Raw genomic sequence first — 16,669 nt, 5'->3', positions numbered from 1 at the left:
ACAACGCCGGGACCGTGGGGAAGTGCCCGGACGGTCGCTACGAGGCGTGGCCGGCGAGACTGCCGGCATTCACCGCCGGGGCCCGGCTCGCCGGCCGCGCCGGCGCGTCGCCTCGGCCCGCGGACTCGCGCAGGAAGTCCACCGTGGGCGGATCGTTGAGCCAGCCCTGAACGCGCTGCGAGATCAGGAGCTTCCGCTCGCGCCGGTCGTAGTTCGCGTAGGAGGCGGCAACGAACTCTGGCCGGCTCATCGTCCGCGCGGGGCCGGACCGGCGCGTCTCCGCCTTGAAGAAGAGCGCGCTGCCGGGCACGCCGTAGTGCTGGGCGATCTCCGGATAGACCGGCCAGCTGCCCTGGCCGCCGAGATCGTCCGGGAGGAACGCGTCGAGGTCGCATTCCTCGAAGGGCACGCCGGCCCGGGTCAGCAGGCCGCGGGCGAGGTCGGCCACGACGTAGAGCTTGGTGTGGTTGATCGAGTGCATGAAGCAGCCCCGACGCGCCCAGCGCGTGAGGTGCGTGTCGAGATCGTACCCGGCCTGTACCCCGAGCCCGCGCAGGTACGCGACCGACTCGTCCCAGAGGTTGAAGTATCCGAGGCGCTCGAAGGCCGGCTCGGAGAACAGCCGCAGCGCCTGCGCCTGCGAGAAGCCCGACAGGTAGGCGAACAGCGTGATCGCGGAGTGCGAGTGCCCCATCGGCCCCGAGATCAGGCCGTTGAGCGTGACGTGATCCTGAACGCCCACGTGGATCAGGTCGGGATGGTAGGCGCTGAACACGATGGTGGGGATCAGGCGGACCTTCGGATGCGTCCGCAGCGTGTCGATCGTGCCGCCGCCCTTGAACTTGGGCAGGTAGATGCTGGTGAAGACGTGGTCGTACCCGTCCGCGTGCGCCATCAGGTCGGCGAGCCGCGGGAACCGGCGCGACGCCGTGAACGCCGAGACGAAATCCACCTGCGCGTGCGGCAGCAGGTAGCGCATCGTCTTGGCGATGGATCCGGCCTGACAGACGCCGATCACGAGGATTCGCGGCGAGCCTGTCCGCTTCTTCCCGAACTGCGCGAGCCGGTGCCGCGCGCGCCAGAGGCTATCGACGGTCAACATCGCGTCTCTCTCGCATGTCCGCGGGCCGCGGGCAAACACCGCACCCATGCGGATCTCGCAGGGCCGGACCGCCGATCCGGCCCCCGCGACAGGCTTGCTCGAGGAGCCGGCCGCGGGACGGGCTGCGAGATCCGCGGGGCGCAACGAACGTGACGGCAGCCCCCGCCACCTGTGGATCGCTGAGGCTCACAATGGCACATCTGACGATTTCGAATACTCGAGACGCGTCCCTGTCATTCTGCGATGAAGCCAAGCAAAACATCCATCGAGCCAGTATCAGTCTTGCATTAGACCCCGCGCCGGGCAAGCAGAGAACGCAACGACACAGTGATTCAACTTGTGTAATATTGACAGAGTCAAGTCCTTGGCTACAAATCCGATTCAACGAGGCATGAAGCTCGCGGATGGGGCGCTCGCGGTCATGAGGACCGGCGGGCCCTCGATGACCGAGGTGGTCCCTCTCTCGCCGTCACCCCGCCTAAACGGCCGCTCCGGCAGGCGCGGTGGGCTCCGGACCGACCAGCCTGGACGGCTGGTCTCGGGCCGAGCCGTCCGTGCAGCGCGGCCGCCGCACGCCCGGGGTCGCGACGCTCCGCATCGCCTTGACGGTCGTCAATGCCCACGCCGCGTGGCCGTAGGCAGCCGGTAGATGCTGGTGCGACGGTGCTGCGCGGGTTGGAGGCCGGGTTCCGCGTCGGAGGAAAAGCTGGAGACTGCGATGGATTACGTACCTCCGATGGCCGCGATCACGGCGAGTGCCCAGAAGGCGCTCCCCGCCGAGGCGGTCGCGCTCGCGCCGGCGCACGACGTGAAGCCCGTCGCGGCGCCGGATCCGCGGTCGATCTACACGCTCACGCCGGAGGCGGCCGAAGCCGTCTTCGCCCTGGTCGAGAACCGGATCCAGGTGATCGACGCCGCGCTCGACGTGACCGACCGGCGCGGCACGCAGGTCGCCGCCGCGGCGATCGCGACGGCCACGGCGACGACGCCGGTCGTGTCGCCGGAGACGACGAAGACGATCGGCGCCGCCTATCGCAACTGGAGCGAGGATGTCCGGCTGGATCACAGCCCGTCCCGGCTCGTCGGCACCGACACGGTCGTGGTGTACGACAATCCGCGGGTGACGGCGGCCTGGAGCGCGGCCTTTCCGGAATCGGCCGGCCGGAAGCTCCGGGCCGTGCAAGTGCCAGGTCCGAGCCTCCGCTCGGTCCTGCACGACGCCGAGGCGGGCTTGGACGACACCGGGAGCGACATCTACCTCCTCTGCAACAGCGCGCATTTCGAGACGATCCGCCAAGCCCATCCGCGGACGCACATCAACTGGATCAACGTCGACAACGACGAGATCGTCGTCGTCTGGCGGAAACCGGACGGGGAAGGCTAGGGCCGCGCTCGGGACCGGCCGCGGCCTGCCAGGCTCGGACAAAGGCGCTCGGGGCGCACCTCCACGATCAGAGCGTCGGCAGGATCGCGCGCATGTGGGCGGCGAAGGCGCGGGTCAGCGGCGCGGCGTGCGCCGCGTCCAGGCGGATCGTCAGGCCGATGCGCGGCAGCGCGGGCAGGCCGCTGCTCCGGGTCAGGATGCGCAGGTCGGGCGGGACCGCGGCGCGGGTGAGCACCGCGACCGCCTGGGCGGAGCGCGCCACCGCCAACAGTCCGGACAGGCTGCCGCTCGCGTAAGCGATCCGGTACGCGCGCCCGGCCTCGTCGAGGGCGGCCCGCGCCGACCGGTGGTCGAGGGTGTCGGGGTCGCCGAGGGCGAGCGGCAGTGGGTCGGGCCACAGCGCCGCGGCGCCGCGCGGCGCGACCCAGACGAGGTCCTCGCGCCGCAGGATCTCCCGCCCGGCCGCCAGCGGGACGGAGACGAGGGCCAGATCGAGCCCGCCGCGGCCCAGGCGATCCTCCAGGCGCGGCGTCGCGGCGCAGACCACCTCGATCGCCGCGTCGGGATGCAGGTGCGCGAAGCCGCGCAGCAGGGTGGGGAGGAAGGCCTGCGCGTAATCGTCCGGGCAGCCGAACCTAAGCGTGCCGTTGAGGCGGCCGCCGGACAGTTCCGCCACCGCGTCGTCGTGCGAGGCCAGGATCCGGCGCGCGTGGACGAGGAGGCGCTCGCCCTGGACCGTGAGCACCACGCCGCGGCCGGTCCGGCGCAGCAGGGGCTGCGCGACCAGATCCTCCAGCCGCTTCATCTGCATGCTGAGGGCGGCCTGGCTGCGCCCGACCCGCTCGGCGGCCCGGCTCAGCGCACCCGTCTCCGCCACCGTGGCGAAGCTGCGCAGCAGATCGATGTCGAGGCTCTGGGCCATCAGGATCCCTGAACCCTCGGTTCAGAACTATAAGCTTCTCTGGGGTCACGGGCCGTCCTAGCATGGCGGGGCCTGCCACGGGACCCGGATCGATGACGACGCGGAACGACGACCCCGATTTCTGGACGCGTGCCCGCCGGCACCTGGTGCGCTACGGCGGCGCCTTCGCGCCAGTCATCATCGAGCGGGCCGAGGGCAGCTTCGTCTACGACGCGGACGGCCGGAAGATCCTGGACTTCACCTCCGGCCAGATGAGCGCGATCCTGGGTCACGGGCATCCCGAGATCGCCGCCGTCGTCTCGGACCACGTCGGGCGCCTGGATCACCTGTTCAGCGGCATGCTCAGCCGGCCGGTGGTCGACCTGGCGACGGAGCTGGCCGACCTCGCCCCCGGCGGGCTGGAGCGCGTGCTTCTCCTGACCACCGGCGCCGAGGCCAACGAGGCCGCCCTGCGCATGGCCAAGCTCGCCACCGGCGGCTGGGAGATCGTGAGCTTCGCGCAGTCGTGGCACGGCATGACGGCGGGCGCCGCCTCGGCCACCTACAGCGCCGGCCGCAAGGGCTACGGCCCGGCTCCCGTCGGGTCCTTCGCGATCCCGGCCCCCAACGCCTACCGCCCGACCTTCGCGCGGGACGGGGACGCCGACTGGCAGACCGAGCTCGACTACGCCTTCGCGATGGTGGACCGGCAGTCGACCGGCAACCTCGCGGCGTTCCTGGCCGAGCCGATCCTGAGCTCCGGCGGCATCCTGGAACTCCCGCCCGGCTACCTGGCGGCGCTCAAGCGCAAGTGCACCGAGCGGAGCATGCTGCTGATCCTCGACGAGGCCCAGACAGGCATCGGCCGCACCGGCCTGATGTTCGCCTGCGAGCGCGACGGGGTGGTGCCCGACATCCTCACCCTGTCGAAGACCCTGGGCGCCGGCCTGCCCCTCGCGGCGGTCCTGACCACCCCGGAGATCGAGGATCTCTGCCACGCCCGCGGCTTCCTGTTCTACACGACGCACGTCTCCGACCCGCTTCCCGCCGCGGTCGGGCTCAAGGTGCTGGAGATCGTCCGGCGCGACGACTTGGTCGGCCGGGCCGAGGCGGCCGGCGCGCGGCTGGCGGCGCGGCTGCGGGCGCTGCAGCAGCGCTTCGCCTGCATCGGCGACGTGCGCGGGCGCGGGCTCCTGCAGGGGATGGAGATCGTGGCCGACCGGGACACGAAGGTGCCGGCGCCGGAGCTCGGCGACGCGATCACGCGGCGCTGCCTCGAGCTCGGGCTGAGCATGAACATCGTGCAGCTGCCCGGCATGGGCGGCGTGTTCCGCATCGCCCCGCCGCTGACCGCGACGGACGCGGAGATCGACCTCGGTGTCGACATCCTGGAACGGGCGATCGAAGGTTCGGTGTAAGGTTGCCGACGCGCCGGTCGTCCGCGCCGACCGGCTGGCCGGCCCGCGCCCGACCGAGCCTCGCGGGCGAGCGCGTCAGGCCGCCTCGATCTCGGTGCTGACCGTCAGCCACTCCTCCTCGGCCGCGGCCAGCGCGGTCGCGGCGTCCGACCGCATCTTGGCGATCTCGCCGGCCTTGGCGGCGTTCTCCCGGAACGCGGACCCGTCCTCCAGGGCCGCGTCGATCTTCTGGATCGCCGCGGTCAGCTTGGCCATGCGGGCCTCGATCGCCTCCAGCCGCTTGCGCAGGGGGGCGAGGGCCGCGCGGCGCTCGACGCCGGCGCGGCGCGCCTCGGCCTTCTGCCCGCCGGACGGCTCGGCCTCGCGCTCGGCCTCGCGCTCGGGCCCCGACAGGACGAAGCGCCGGTAATCGTCCATGTCGCCGTCGAAGGTCTTCACCGTGCCGTCCGCGACCAGCCAGAGCCGGTCGGCGCAGGCCTCGACCAGGAAGCGGTCGTGCGAGACGAGGATGACGGCGCCCTCGTAGTCGTTGATCGCCTCCACGAGGGCCTGCCGGCTCTCGATGTCGAGGTGGTTGGTCGGCTCGTCGAGGATCAGGAGGTGCGGGCCGTGGAAGGCCGCGAGCCCCATCAGCAGCCGCGCCTTCTCGCCGCCCGACAGCTTCTCGACCGGCGTGTCGGCCTTGTTGGCACCGAAGCCGAGCCGCGCCGTGGCGCTGCGCACCTTCGCCTCCGGCACGTCCGGCATCAGGGTCCGGACATGCGCGTAGGCGCTCTCGGCGGGGCGCAGCTCGTCGAGCTGGTGCTGGGCGAAGTAGGCGACCTCCATCTTGGAGGACCGCTTCACCTCGCCGGCGACGGGGCCGAGCCGGCCGCCGATCAGCTTGCAGAAGGTCGACTTGCCGTTGCCGTTGGCGCCCAGCAGCGCGACCCGGTCGTCCGGCGCGAGGCTGAGGTCGAGGCCGGTCAGGACGATCCGGTCCCCGTAGCCGGCCTTGACCCGCTCCATCGCGACGATCGGCGGCGACAGCGGCTTCTCGGGGCTCGGCAGGTGGATCACTGGCACGTCGTCCTCGAGCAGCGCCGCGATCGGCTCCATCTTGGCGAGCCGCTTCATCCGCGACTGGGCCTGCCGCGCCTTGGTGGCCTTGGCCTTGAACCGGTCGATGAAGCTCTGCAGGTGCGCGCGTTCCACATCCTGCTTGGCCTTCGCCTTGGCCTGGAGAACGCGCTTCTCCGAGAGCTGCCTGGCGAAGCTGGTGTAGCCGCCGCGGTAGATCGTCAGCTTGCCGCGATCGAGGTGGAGGATATGGTCGACGCTCGTGTCGAGCAGGTCGCGGTCGTGGCTGATGATGATCGCGGTGCGCGGGTAGCGCTCCAGGTAATCGTACAGCCAGAGCGTGCCCTCGATGTCGAGGTAGTTGGTCGGCTCGTCGAGGAGCAGCAGGTCCGGCTCCGAGAACAGCACGGCTGCGAGCGCCACGCGCATCCGCCAGCCGCCGGAGAAATCCGAGCAGGGCCGCGCCTGGGCCGCCGCGTCGAAGCCCAGGCCGTGCAGGATCGCGGCGGCCCGGGCCGGCGCCGAGTGGGCGCCGATATCCACGAGCCGCGTCTCGATCTCGGCCCGGCGCAGCCCGTCCGCGTGCTCGGCCTCCGCCATCAGGCGGGCGCGCTCCGTGTCGGCCGCCAGCACGACGGCGTGCAGCGTCTCCGGTCCGGCCGGCGCCTCCTGGGCCACGGCGCCGATCCGCATGCCCTTGGGCAGCGCCACCGACTTCGCGTCGACCGGTAGGTCGCCGAGAATGGCCTTGAACAGGGTGGTCTTGCCGGCCCCGTTGCGCCCGACCAGCCCGACGCGGGCGCCCTCCGGGATCGTGAAGCTCGCGGAATCGAGGATCAGACGGTCGCCGATGCGATAGGTGAGGTCGTTGACGCGCAGCATGCCGGCGTTCTGGCGATCCGGACGCCGCGAGGCAAGCGCCCCCTCCGCGCGGACCACCCTCTCGCGGCGATTCGGCTCCCGAGCACAACGTCTAATAGGAGACGCGAACACCGATTTCGGAAGTCGGAATTTTAACGGAATGCCGTCAAATCTGCCGCGCGTGCTGCGCATATAGCCGACGATAGCTTGTTCACGGGTCTTATAGCTTCGGCACACTGGTGGATGAAGCGCCCGGGCGGTGGGCCAGCCACAGGGGGAGATCTTGGGCCAGACCCTGATCCTGACCGATGATGTCGAGCGCGGCGAGCGGCTCGCGCGCAATCTCGGCGGCGGCACGTCCGTGGTGCTGCACGACCTCTACGGCGACGCCACCCCGCCGCAGGGTGCCGCGCTGATCATCAGCGATGTCAGCGCGCTGACCTCCGAATCGGTGCGGCGCCTGCGCCAGGCGCTGTCCACCGCGCGCGGGCCCGGCATCCCGTTCCTGGCCCTGATCCACGGCAACCTCGGTCGCGGCGAGATACAGGCCACCGCCCTCGGCGCGACCCGCGCGATGCCGGCCTCCGCGGCCAGCGCCATGCTGCTGAACGCGGTCGCGACTCTGATCGGCACCGCCAAGGCCCCGCCACAGACCGGCAGCTGGCGGGAGCAAGTGAACGAGGCCCGCTCGGCCTTCGTCAGCCTGTTCCGCGCCGATCAGGCCCCCCCGGCCGCGCTGGTCGAGAACGGAGCCGACTTGGTCAACCAGGCGATCCGCGAAGCCAAGGTGCGCGAATGGCTCAGGGTCGTGGCGAACTTCGACGACGTCACGCACCGCCACTGCCTGAGCGTGGCCGGAATCGCGGCCGAGTTCGCGCGCGTCCTGGGGCTCAACGAGGCGGATTCGCGGTACCTCGTCAAAGGCGCGCTGCTCCACGACATCGGAAAGGCCAAGATCCCCCTCGCGATCCTGAACAAGCCCGCGCCGCTGACACCGACGGAGCGCGCCGAGATGGCTCGCCACCCGGCGCTCGGACACGAGATGCTGCTGACAGGCGACTACGACGCGCTGACCCTGTCGGTGGTCCGCTCGCACCACGAGTATCTCGACGGGTCGGGCTATCCGGACGGGCTGCGTGGGCAGCAGATTCCAGACCTCGTCCGCCTGATCACCATCGCCGACATCTTCGCCGCGCTGATCGAGGCGCGCCCCTACAAGGCGCCGAAGGCCCCGCGCGAGGCCTACGCCATCCTCGAGTCGATGCGGGCGAAGCTCGATGCGGACCTCGTCCGCGCCTTCGGTGCGGTCGCGGTCGCCTGCGAGACGCCCCATCGCGCCTCCGCCTGAGACCGAGCCCCGACCGGCCCCTCAGACGAGTTCCCAGGCCTTGCCGTCCCGCATCAGGGCGGCGACGAGGGCGTGGTTCAACTCGTGCCCCGTGTGGAACGCCGAGAGCCGACCTTCGACCGGGTGGCCCGCCAGCGCGAGGTCGCCGACGAGGTCGAGGATGCGGTGGCGGACCGGCTCGCCGGGGACGCGCATCCCGCCCAGCACGTGCCCGCGCACCAGCAGTGCTGCCGAGCGGGGCGAGACGCCCTGCAGGAAGTCGTTCCGCATCATGTAGCCGTAGGCGCGACCCGCCATGGCGCGCACGTAGCGCCCGAAGCTGCGCGCCGGCGCGATCTCCCGCTCGAAGCTGTCCGCCGTGATCGTGCCCGACCAGTCGATCGATCCGAAATGCGCCAGCGCGACGTGGCCGGTGATGTGCAGGCCGGCGCCCGGCTCGATCTGCAGGCGCCGCCGCCCGTTCTCGACCGCCACCGTGCGCAGCAGGCGGATCACCCGGCAGGGCAGGCCCTGCTCGCGCCGGCCCGCGGCCCGGATCGCCTCGCACCAGGGCGTCGCGCTCCCGTCGAAGATCGGCAGCTCGTCCGCGTCGATCTCGGCCAGCACGTTGTCGATCCGCAGCGCGCTGAGCGAGGCCATCAGGTGCTCGATCGTGCGCACCAGGACGCCGTCGCGCCGCAGCGCCGAGGAGAGCGGCTGCGATTCCCGGTAGTGCCAGTGGGCAGGAACGTCGACGGCCCGACCGTCCCTCAGGTGGCGGCGGAAGACGATGCCGTGGCCGGCCGGGGCGGGGCTGACGCGGACCGTGGCGTGACGCCCGGAATGGAGGCTGCGCCCCGACCGCTCGAAGGGGAGCGCGAGGGTCGCCTGCTGGCGGGGACCGGTGGAGGATGTCGCGCGCGGGAAGGGAACGTCTTGGTGCATCGATACTGCCCGCCTCGGCGGGCCAGGAATTTAGCCCTCATACCTGATCCACGCTAATAAACTCCTGTTCATCGGCACGCGGCTTGACCGCCCAGCCCGCGACCGTCACGATTGGCGCCGCCCGATCGATCCAGCACCGCCCCGGCGGGGCGCGGCTTCACTGTGCGGGCTGCTCCCGTCCCCAGATCTGCTGGCCGGCCCCCGTCAGGGCAGGGACGGGTGCCGGAGTTGAGGGAACACGATCGATGGCGCGGTTGGGGACAATACCTTTCTTCAAGGATCCCGGCATCGAGCTCAGCCCCTACGAGCCCCGCTGCCACTGGCGCCGCTTCGACGAGAACGAGGTCCTCGTCGACTTCGACGACATCTCAACCGACGTGTACTTCATCGCCTCGGGCGAGGTCCGCATCCTGAACCGGACCCAGTCCGGCAAGGAAGTCATCCTGGGCGAGATGCGGGGCGGGGCGTTCTTCGGCGAGCTCGCCGCCATCGACGGGATCGGCCGCTCGGCCAACGTCACGGCACTGACGCGCGGCGAGGTCTGCGTGGTGCCGGCGCCGGTCTTCCGGCAGATCGTGTTCGCCTCGGAGGCGATCGCCGACAGGCTGTTCCGGCTCCTGGCCAAGCGCGTGCGCGAGCTGAACACGCGGCTGATGGAGCACGCCCTGCTCGACCTCAAGCACCGGCTCTACGCCGAGCTGCTGCGCCTCTCCGTGCCCCGCACCGGTACGGCGGGCGAGCGGGTGGTCTCGCCCCCTCCCTATCACCACGTCCTCGCCGCGCGGATCGGCTGCCGCCGCGAGCAGGTGACCCGGGAATTCACCGCGATGGCGGCGGAGGGACTGGTCGACCGCACCCGCGGGGCCCTGGTCCTGCGCCGACCGGACCTCCTGGAAGCGCGCGTGGCCGAGGCGCTGCGCGAGGATTCCTGATCCGTTGTCCGAGAGGCCGGCGCCGCGCCTGCGGCTCGAGGAGCTGACCAAGCGCTTCGGCACGCATCGGGCCGTGGACACCGTCTCCCTCGACCTCGAGGCGGGGGAGTTCTTCTGCCTGCTCGGCCCGTCCGGCTGCGGCAAGAGCACCCTCCTGCGCATGATCGCGGGCTTCGAGAGTCCGACCTCGGGACGGATCCTGCTGGGCGAGCAGGACCTGACCGCGCTGCCGCCCCATCGGCGGCCGGTCAACATGATGTTCCAGTCCTACGCCCTGTTCCCGCACATGAGCGTGGCGGGCAATATCGGCTACGGGCTGAAGGGCCTCGGCCGCCCGGCCTCGGCGCAGCGGGTGTCGGAGCTGCTCAAGCTCGTGCGCCTGGACGGGTTCGGCGACCGTCGCCCGGAGACGCTCTCGGGCGGTCAGCGGCAGCGGGTCGCCCTGGCCCGGGCGCTCGCCCGGCAGCCGAAGCTGCTGCTGCTCGACGAGCCGCTCGGCGCGCTCGACCGCGGCCTGCGCGAGGAAACGCAGGGCGAGCTGCGCGCGGTGCAGCGCCGCCTCGGCACCGCCTTCGTCGTCGTCACGCACGATCCCGAGGAGGCGATGATGCTCGCCGACCGGATCGGCGTCATGGAGGCGGGCCGCCTCATCCAGGTCAGACCGCCGGCCGACCTCTACCGCCGCCCGGCGAGCCGCTTCGTGGCCGGCCTGCTCGGCGACGTGAACCTCATCCCCGGCCGCATCGGCGCCGGAGGCGCCGACACGGTCCGCACGGTCGAGACCGCGCACGGCCCCGTGCGGGGCGTCGCGGAGGCCGCGCTCGCGGAGGGGGCCGCAGTCGTGATCGCGGTGCGGCCCGAGGACGTGGTGCTGGGCGCCGAGGGGCTGCCGGTGGTCGTCGCCGACGCCGTGTTCCTGGGCGACCGGGTGCGCCGGACGCTGCGCCTGCCCGACGGCGCGACCCTGCGGGCGAGCGGTCGGCCCGCGGAGGCCGGCGCGGCGCCGGGCTCCGACGCGCGGGCCAGCTTCCCGGCCGACGCCGCCGTGATCCTGCCGGCATGACGGCCGGCGCGTCGGAGGCCGACCGCGCGGCCGGCAAGCCGGGGACCGGGCCCGCGCGCGATCGGAAGCGCTCCCGGCTGTTCGACCGGCTGGTGCGCCTGCCGCCCTTCCTGTGGCTGGCGGCGTTCTTCCTGCTGCCTTTCGCCATCACCCTCAAGATCAGCCTGTCGGAGCCGGCGACGGCGATCCCGCCCTACCTGCCGCTCCTCGACTGGCGCGGCGGGCTCGACGGCTGGTCGGCCTTCCTCGAAGCCCTCAACTTCGACAATTACCTGACGCTCGCCGCCGACCCCCTCTACCGCGACGCCGCCCTCGGCTCCCTCACCTACGCGGGCGTCGCCAGCCTGATCCTCGTCGCCCTCGGGACGCCGCTCGCCTACGCCCTGGCGCGGGCGCCGGCGCGCTGGCAGCCGCTCCTCGTGGCGCTGGTGATCGTGCCGTTCTGGACGAGCTTCCTGATCCGGATCTACGCCTGGATCGCGATCCTGAAGCCCGAGGGGCTGCTCAATCTCGCCCTGCGCCGGCTCGGCCTGATCGACGCGCCGCTGACGATCCTCAACACCGACGTGGCGGTGATCGTCGGGCTCGTCTACGCCTACCTGCCCTTCATGGTGCTGCCGCTCTACGCGGTGATGAACCGCCTGGATCCGGCCCTGCGCGAGGCCGCGGCGGATCTCGGCGCCTCGCCGAGCCGGGTGTTCTGGACCGTGACCGTGCCGCTCAGCCTGCCGGGGATCGCGGCCGGCGCGGGGCTGTGCTTCATCCCGATGGTCGGCGAGTTCGTGATCCCGGACCTGCTCGGCGGGTCTGAGACGCTGATGCTCGGCCGGGTGCTCTGGACCGAGTTCTTCTCGAACCGCGACTGGCCGCTGGCCTCGGCGGTCGCCGTGCTGATCCTCGCCATCGTCATCGGACCGGTGGTGCTGTTCCGGGACAGCCTGCGCGCGGGCGAGGGCGAGGCGCCGTGACCTGGGTGACCCGCACCGCCCTGGTGGCCGGCCTCGGCTTCCTCTACGGGCCGATCGTGGTGCTGATCGTGTACTCGTTCAACGCCTCGCCGATGGTGACGGTCTGGGGCGGGTTCTCGACCCGCTGGTACGGCGCCCTGCTCGCCGACGCGCCGCTCCTTTCAGCCGCCTGGGTCTCCCTCAAGGTCGCTTTCCTCGCGAGCCTGCTCGCCACGATCCTCGGCACGCTGGCGGCCCTCGCCCTGGAGCGGCGGGGTCGCTTCCGCGGGCGCGCCCTGTTCACGGGGCTCGTGTTCGGGCCGATCGTGATGCCGGAGGTGATGATCGGGCTGTCGCTCCTGCTGATGTTCATCGGGATCGGGCTGGACCGCGGCCTCGTGACGATCGTCATCGCGCACACGACCTTCTGCACCGGGTTCGTGGCGGTGGTCGTCGGCGCGCGCCTGCGCGGCCTCGACCGGTCCCTCGAGGAGGCCGCGGCCGACCTCGGCGCGGCGCCGGGGCGCGTGCTGATGACCGTGACGCTGCCGCTGCTGGCGCCCGCGCTGGCGGCCGGCGCGCTCCTCGCCTTCACCCTGTCGCTGGACGACTTGGTGATCGCGAGCTTCGTCTCCGGCCCGGGCTCCACCACCCTGCCGATGCGGCTCTACAGCCAGGTCCGGCTCGGCGTGAATCCGGAGATCAACGCGGCCTCGACGCTCCTCGTCGGGCTGGTGAGCGTCGCGGTGCTGCTGGCGTCCTGGCTCACCGCCCGCCGCGGACAGAACTGAGCGGCGTCACTCCGCGGCCTGCGCGGCGGTCGCGCCCGCGCGCACGGTCTGCGCCACGACGAGCGTCACGACGACGTTCACCACCAGCGCCACGATGCCGACGTTCACGTCCTGAAGTGGTCCCAAGACCGGCAGCTTCGCCAGGCTGAACCCGGAGAGAACCGTCACCGCCACGGTGGCGACACCCGCGACGATTCCGGCGATCGCGGCGCGACGGTCGAGGGGATTGCGGCGCATCAGGCTGGTGATGAAGCAGGGGAAGAGCTGCGTCACGAAGTTGTAGCCCATGAGCAGGAGCTGCACGATCGTGTCGCCGCCCGACAGGGTGAAGCCGACGCAGACCAGCGCCAGCACCGGCACGAGTATCTTGCACAGCCGCGCGGTCGCTGCGTCGTCCATGCCGGGGCGCAGCGGCCGGACGAGGTTGTTCGCCACCAGGGTGACGCCGGCGATCAGGATCATGGAGCCCGGGACGAGGGCCGTCAGCACCCCCGTGGCGCCGATCAGCCCGATGACCCAAGGCGGGAAGGTCGCGAGGGAGAGCTTGAACAGCGACAGGTCGACGTCGGGCCCCGTCAGGCCCGGCACCTGCATCACGGCGGTGAAGCCGATCACGAACACGAACAGGTTGATCAGCTGGTAGATCGGCAGGATCACCGCGTTGCGCCGGAAGGCGCCCGGCTCCCGCGCCGTGTAGAGCGACGCGAACGTGTGGGGCCACATGTAGCCGCCGAGCGCGGTGAGCAGGACCGTGGTGGTGAACCACACCGGGCTCTGGCCGCGGTCGGGCAGGGCCAGGAACCCGGGCTTGGCGGCCTCGATCGCCGTGAACAGACCCTGGTAGCCGCCGTAGTAGTGGATCGGCAGGTAGATCCCGAGGAAGACCACCACGAACAGGATGCTGGTGTCCTTGATCACCGCCGTCCAGGCGGAGCCGTGCACGCCCGACACCACCACGTAGGCGGTGAGCGCGGCCGCGCCGATCCAGACCGCTGCGGTCGACGAGATCGCGCCGTAGGACGCCGTCGAGACGATGATCCCGAGGCCCTTGAACTGCAGCACGAGGTAGGGGACGAGGGCGACGATCCCCACGAGCGCCACCAGCATGCCGAGCGCCCGGCTGCCGTACTTGCGCGCGAAGAAGTCGGGCTGCGTGTAGAGGTTGTTCTGCTTGGCGTAGCGCCAGACCGGCGGCAGCAGCCAGTACGAGGTGACGTAGGCGAGCGTCAGGTAGCAGAGGATGTAGTAGGCGGGGCCGCCCTTGCCGTAGGCGATGCCGGAGCCGCCGAGGAACGTGAAGGTCGTGTAGATCTCCCCGGCCATCAGGAGGAAGACCAGGGCGGTGCCGAAGCCGCGGCCGCCGACGGTCCACTGCTCCAGCCCCATCTCGCGGCCGACCCGCGCGTAGAGGCCGAGCCCGATCGCCAGCGCGAAGCCGGCGGCCACGATGACCAGCGCGACGCTCATCGGGGATCCTCCGGCGCGCGGTTCTGCGGGTCGGTCAGGTAGATCACCGCCATCACGGCGGAGGTTCCGATCACGCAGAACACCAGCCAGGCCAGGAGCAGCGGCAAGCCGAACACGAAGGGCTCGACCCGGTTCAGGAAGAACGGGCCGACCAGGATGCCGAGAAAGGGCAGGGCGGCCAGCCACCGCAGATTTCGCATGCGCGATACCGTTCAGAAGGCCCCGATATCGCGGGTTGAATCAGTCACGAACCGCTGTCAACGCCGCGATTGCTCGTCGGCGCCGATCGCGATCACGTCTGCGTGCTGTGCGCTCGCGCACGCGGCCGCGCTTCGGGCGTGCATATCCTCGTGCAGCGTCGCGCCGTCCGACATGGCGGGCGCCGAAGGATTTCACGATGACCCGCACTCTGACCATCGCGGCGCTGGCCGCGCTCCTCGCCGTTCCGGCGGTCCAGGCGGAGGCCCGCCCGCGGCACACCCCCGCCAAGGCGCAGCCCAGCGCCGCGATCAAGGCGCGCCAGACCGTCTTGAACGACTTCAACGCGCGGATGAGCCGCCTGGACGCGCTCATGGGCGCCCCGAGCACGTCGTCGGTCCGCGCGCGCTCGGCCGAGGCCGGCCGCTAGGGAACGTGACGCGCCGGTCGCCCGGACCGGCGCGTCGGCTCAGCGGCCCAGGCCGCCCGCCTCCTCGACGAAACGCGCCACCGCGTCCGCGCCCGCACCCTCGCGCAGGGAGGCGAACACGTACGGCCGGGTGCCGCGCATCCGCTGCGTGTCGGATTCCATCACCGACAGGTCGGCGCCGACGAGCGGCGCGAGGTCGGTCTTGTTGACGATCAGCAGGTCGGACCGGGTGATGCCCGGACCGCCCTTGCGGGGGATCTTCTCGCCGCCGGCGACGTCGATCACGTAGAGCGTGATGTCGGCGAGTTCCGGCGAGAACGTCGCCGCGAGGTTGTCGCCGCCGGACTCGATCAGCACGAGGTCGAGCTTCGGGAAGCGCCGGTTCATCTCGGCGACCGCGGCGAGATTGATCGAGGCATCCTCCCGGATCGCGGTGTGCGGGCACCCCCCGGTCTCGACGCCGAGGATGCGCTCCTCCGGCAGGGCGCCCGCGACCGTGAGGATCCGCGCGTCCTCCTTCGTGTAGATGTCGTTGGTGATGGCGCAGATCTCGTAGCGGTCGCGGAAGCGCTTGCAGAGCTGCTCCATCAGGGCGGTCTTGCCGGAACCGACAGGTCCGCCGATGCCGACGCGGAGGGGGCCGTTCGTGGAGGTCATGCTGCGGGCTCAGGATCGGAAGATGCGGGAATACTGGGTCTCGTGGCGGAAGGAGCCGAGATCCAGGCGGAACGTGGCGGCACCGAGGGCGTCGAGATCCGCCGCGGCGGCCGCCTCGGCGAGCCCGGCGAGGCTCGGCGCGAGGGCGGCGACGACCCGCGTGCCGGCGGCCTGCCCCACCGGCGCCGCCCGCAGGGCCGCGGAGACGAGGTTCTGGAGGAAGGCGAGGCCGTAGGCGGCGAGCACGGGCCCCGGATCCATGCCGTGCGCGCCGGCCGCGAGGCCGACCGCGACCGGGTAGGCGACCGGCCCCGGCAGATGCCCGGCCAGGGCGACGAGGGCGTCGCAGGGCCACGCGCCGCGCGTCGCGTCGAGGAAGCTGCGGCCCTGCTGGCTCGTCTCCAGGTGCAGCTCGCGCGACGGCGCCAGGGCCAGGGCGAGGTCGTTGACGGCGACGAGCGCGGCGCCGTCCGCGGACAGCGCCGCCGCGTGGGCGTGGGCGGCCAGGATCAGGTCGTTGCGCAGGGCGCCGCGCTCGCAGACGTCCCGGAGCCACGCGGTCAGGCTCGCCTCGTCGCCGACGTCGCCCGCCTCGACCGCCCATTCGAGCCCGTGCGAGTAGGCGTAGGCCCCGACCGGGTAGCCGGGCGACAGCCACGCCATCAGGCGCAGCGCCTCCAGGGGCTCAGCCCGCGGCATGGTGGTGCTGGTGGCCGCCATGCGGGTGGTCGTGCCCGTGGCCGTGGCCGTGATCCCCGGAATAGGCGCCGCCCTCCGGCCGGAACGGGCGCTCCACCGGCTCGGCGGTGCCGCCGAGGCCGCGGACCATCTCGGCGAGGACGTGGTCGTGCGCGATCCAGACCACGTCCGGGCCGATCTCGGCGGCGATGTGCCGGTTGCCGATGTGCCAGATCAGGCGCTTGAGGGCGTGATCGCTGGGAGCCCGGATCTCGAGCAGGCGCTCCGGCGCGGCCTCGACCCAGACGAGGCGCCCGTCCTGGAGGACGAGCGCGTCGCCGTCCTCCAGGACCGCGGGCTCCGGAAGGTCCAGCAGGAAGCCCAGGCCCCCGGCGCCGCGCATGGCGACGCGGCGGCGGTAGCGGTCGCCGTGATCGAGGACGACGCGGTCGACGATCTCGCCGCCCGACAGGGCGTCGCGGCGGAGGATGCGGGTGGCGCGGATCATG

At 71.7% G+C, this 16,669-nt stretch carries 17 protein-coding genes; 8 read left to right on the top strand and 9 right to left on the bottom strand.

What is annotated here, in order from left to right; genetic code table 11:
* Positions 1 to 37: 37 nt before the first annotated feature.
* Positions 38 to 1,102 carry a WcbI family polysaccharide biosynthesis putative acetyltransferase gene (locus LOK46_RS15585; protein WP_273558551.1) on the bottom strand — a complete coding sequence of 355 codons (1,065 nt, stop codon included), beginning with the start codon at positions 1,100 to 1,102 and terminating at the stop codon, positions 38 to 40.
* Positions 1,103 to 1,820: 718 nt separating this feature from the next.
* Between LOK46_RS15585 and LOK46_RS15580 the strand changes: the two genes are divergently transcribed.
* The gene (locus LOK46_RS15580) at positions 1,821 to 2,486 is read left to right on the top strand and encodes a hypothetical protein (protein ID WP_273558549.1); all 666 of its coding nucleotides are present in this window, start codon (positions 1,821 to 1,823) and stop codon (positions 2,484 to 2,486) included.
* 67 nt (positions 2,487 to 2,553) lie between these two features.
* On the opposite strand, the gene LOK46_RS15575 is transcribed toward LOK46_RS15580, so the two are convergent.
* Positions 2,554 to 3,408, bottom strand: coding sequence for a LysR substrate-binding domain-containing protein (locus LOK46_RS15575; RefSeq protein WP_273558547.1), 855 nt, complete (start codon positions 3,406 to 3,408; stop codon positions 2,554 to 2,556).
* A 92-nt stretch (positions 3,409 to 3,500) separates the two neighbouring features.
* On the opposite strand from LOK46_RS15575, the gene LOK46_RS15570 reads away from it, so the two are divergent.
* Positions 3,501 to 4,805: an aspartate aminotransferase family protein gene (locus LOK46_RS15570; RefSeq protein ID WP_273558545.1), complete on the top strand. Its 1,305-nt coding sequence runs from the start codon at positions 3,501 to 3,503 to the stop codon at positions 4,803 to 4,805.
* 75 nt (positions 4,806 to 4,880) lie between these two features.
* On the opposite strand, the gene LOK46_RS15565 is transcribed toward LOK46_RS15570, so the two are convergent.
* The gene (locus LOK46_RS15565; RefSeq protein WP_273558543.1) at positions 4,881 to 6,746 is read right to left on the bottom strand and encodes an ABC-F family ATP-binding cassette domain-containing protein; all 1,866 of its coding nucleotides are present in this window, start codon (positions 6,744 to 6,746) and stop codon (positions 4,881 to 4,883) included.
* Between the two features lie 262 nt (positions 6,747 to 7,008).
* On the opposite strand from LOK46_RS15565, the gene LOK46_RS15560 reads away from it, so the two are divergent.
* On the top strand, positions 7,009 to 8,073 hold the full coding sequence (locus LOK46_RS15560) for an HD-GYP domain-containing protein (protein WP_273558541.1): 1,065 nt from the start codon (positions 7,009 to 7,011) through the stop codon (positions 8,071 to 8,073).
* A gap of 21 nt (positions 8,074 to 8,094) precedes the next feature.
* Here LOK46_RS15560 and LOK46_RS15555 read toward each other — a convergent pair whose 3' ends face one another.
* Positions 8,095 to 8,997: a UDP-3-O-acyl N-acetylglycosamine deacetylase gene (locus LOK46_RS15555; RefSeq protein ID WP_273558539.1), complete on the bottom strand. Its 903-nt coding sequence runs from the start codon at positions 8,995 to 8,997 to the stop codon at positions 8,095 to 8,097.
* 245 nt (positions 8,998 to 9,242) lie between these two features.
* Here LOK46_RS15555 and LOK46_RS15550 point away from each other — a divergent pair, with 245 nt between their 5' ends.
* Genes LOK46_RS15550 through LOK46_RS15535 form a run of 4 tightly spaced genes read left to right on the top strand, consistent with a single transcriptional unit; the run spans position 9,243 to position 12,730 of the window.
* The gene (locus LOK46_RS15550; protein ID WP_012319827.1) at positions 9,243 to 9,929 is read left to right on the top strand and encodes a Crp/Fnr family transcriptional regulator; all 687 of its coding nucleotides are present in this window, start codon (positions 9,243 to 9,245) and stop codon (positions 9,927 to 9,929) included.
* A gap of 4 nt (positions 9,930 to 9,933) precedes the next feature.
* Complete coding sequence (locus LOK46_RS15545) at positions 9,934 to 10,992, top strand: ABC transporter ATP-binding protein (protein WP_273558535.1); 1,059 nt, start codon at positions 9,934 to 9,936, stop codon at positions 10,990 to 10,992.
* A complete protein-coding gene (locus LOK46_RS15540) occupies positions 10,989 to 11,960 on the top strand; it encodes an ABC transporter permease (protein WP_273558533.1) in 972 nt (323 codons plus the stop codon). Before LOK46_RS15545 ends, LOK46_RS15540 begins: the two co-directional genes overlap by 4 nt.
* On the top strand, positions 11,957 to 12,730 hold the full coding sequence (locus LOK46_RS15535) for an ABC transporter permease (protein ID WP_273558531.1): 774 nt from the start codon (positions 11,957 to 11,959) through the stop codon (positions 12,728 to 12,730). Before LOK46_RS15540 ends, LOK46_RS15535 begins: the two co-directional genes overlap by 4 nt.
* 6 nt (positions 12,731 to 12,736) lie before the next feature.
* On the opposite strand, the gene LOK46_RS15530 is transcribed toward LOK46_RS15535, so the two are convergent.
* Together LOK46_RS15530 and LOK46_RS15525 are read right to left on the bottom strand one after the other, a co-directional pair.
* The gene (locus LOK46_RS15530) at positions 12,737 to 14,197 is read right to left on the bottom strand and encodes a sodium:solute symporter family protein (RefSeq protein WP_273558529.1); all 1,461 of its coding nucleotides are present in this window, start codon (positions 14,195 to 14,197) and stop codon (positions 12,737 to 12,739) included.
* Positions 14,194 to 14,397: a DUF3311 domain-containing protein gene (locus LOK46_RS15525; RefSeq protein WP_273558527.1), complete on the bottom strand. Its 204-nt coding sequence runs from the start codon at positions 14,395 to 14,397 to the stop codon at positions 14,194 to 14,196. Before LOK46_RS15525 ends, LOK46_RS15530 begins: the two co-directional genes overlap by 4 nt.
* Positions 14,398 to 14,594: 197 nt before the next feature.
* On the opposite strand from LOK46_RS15525, the gene LOK46_RS15520 reads away from it, so the two are divergent.
* The gene (locus LOK46_RS15520; protein WP_273558525.1) at positions 14,595 to 14,825 is read left to right on the top strand and encodes a hypothetical protein; all 231 of its coding nucleotides are present in this window, start codon (positions 14,595 to 14,597) and stop codon (positions 14,823 to 14,825) included.
* A gap of 39 nt (positions 14,826 to 14,864) precedes the next feature.
* Here LOK46_RS15520 and ureG read toward each other — a convergent pair whose 3' ends face one another.
* The 3 genes from ureG to LOK46_RS15505 are packed head-to-tail and all read right to left on the bottom strand — an operon-like array spanning position 14,865 to position 16,668.
* Positions 14,865 to 15,482, bottom strand: a complete 618-nt coding sequence (gene ureG / locus LOK46_RS15515; RefSeq protein WP_273558523.1) for an urease accessory protein UreG — start codon at positions 15,480 to 15,482, stop codon at positions 14,865 to 14,867.
* Positions 15,483 to 15,491: 9 nt separating this feature from the next.
* Positions 15,492 to 16,202, bottom strand: coding sequence for an urease accessory protein UreF (locus LOK46_RS15510; protein WP_273558521.1), 711 nt, complete (start codon positions 16,200 to 16,202; stop codon positions 15,492 to 15,494).
* Positions 16,168 to 16,668 (bottom strand): urease accessory protein UreE, encoded by a 501-nt coding sequence (locus LOK46_RS15505; protein WP_273558518.1) that lies wholly within the window; start codon positions 16,666 to 16,668, stop codon positions 16,168 to 16,170. Before LOK46_RS15505 ends, LOK46_RS15510 begins: the two co-directional genes overlap by 35 nt.
* Between the last annotated feature and the right edge of the window lies 1 nt (position 16,669).

Origin of the sequence: Methylobacterium sp. NMS14P (assembly GCF_028583545.1) — a bacterium.
Lineage (GTDB): Bacteria > Pseudomonadota > Alphaproteobacteria > Rhizobiales > Beijerinckiaceae > Methylobacterium.
The sequence above is the reverse complement of the archived record's forward strand: the minus strand, read 5'-3'. Positions and strand labels throughout refer to the sequence as shown.

Bases quoted from the DNA above. Each gene is read 5' to 3' on its own strand.
- LOK46_RS15585 (WP_273558551.1), bottom strand. From the start codon at position 1,102: ATGTTGACCGTCGATAGCCTCTGGCGCGCGCGGCACCGGCTCGCGCAG.
- LOK46_RS15580 (WP_273558549.1), top strand. From the start codon at position 1,821: ATGGATTACGTACCTCCGATGGCCGCGATCACGGCGAGTGCCCAGAAG.
- LOK46_RS15575 (WP_273558547.1), bottom strand. From the start codon at position 3,408: ATGGCCCAGAGCCTCGACATCGATCTGCTGCGCAGCTTCGCCACGGTG.
- LOK46_RS15570 (WP_273558545.1), top strand. From the start codon at position 3,501: ATGACGACGCGGAACGACGACCCCGATTTCTGGACGCGTGCCCGCCGG.
- LOK46_RS15565 (WP_273558543.1), bottom strand. From the start codon at position 6,746: ATGCTGCGCGTCAACGACCTCACCTATCGCATCGGCGACCGTCTGATC.
- LOK46_RS15555 (WP_273558539.1), bottom strand. From the start codon at position 8,997: ATGCACCAAGACGTTCCCTTCCCGCGCGCGACATCCTCCACCGGTCCC.
- LOK46_RS15550 (WP_012319827.1), top strand. From the start codon at position 9,243: ATGGCGCGGTTGGGGACAATACCTTTCTTCAAGGATCCCGGCATCGAG.
- LOK46_RS15540 (WP_273558533.1), top strand. From the start codon at position 10,989: ATGACGGCCGGCGCGTCGGAGGCCGACCGCGCGGCCGGCAAGCCGGGG.
- LOK46_RS15530 (WP_273558529.1), bottom strand. From the start codon at position 14,197: ATGAGCGTCGCGCTGGTCATCGTGGCCGCCGGCTTCGCGCTGGCGATC.
- LOK46_RS15525 (WP_273558527.1), bottom strand. From the start codon at position 14,397: ATGCGAAATCTGCGGTGGCTGGCCGCCCTGCCCTTTCTCGGCATCCTG.
- LOK46_RS15520 (WP_273558525.1), top strand. From the start codon at position 14,595: ATGACCCGCACTCTGACCATCGCGGCGCTGGCCGCGCTCCTCGCCGTT.
- ureG (WP_273558523.1), bottom strand. From the start codon at position 15,482: ATGACCTCCACGAACGGCCCCCTCCGCGTCGGCATCGGCGGACCTGTC.
- LOK46_RS15510 (WP_273558521.1), bottom strand. From the start codon at position 16,202: ATGGCGGCCACCAGCACCACCATGCCGCGGGCTGAGCCCCTGGAGGCG.
- LOK46_RS15505 (WP_273558518.1), bottom strand. From the start codon at position 16,668: ATGATCCGCGCCACCCGCATCCTCCGCCGCGACGCCCTGTCGGGCGGC.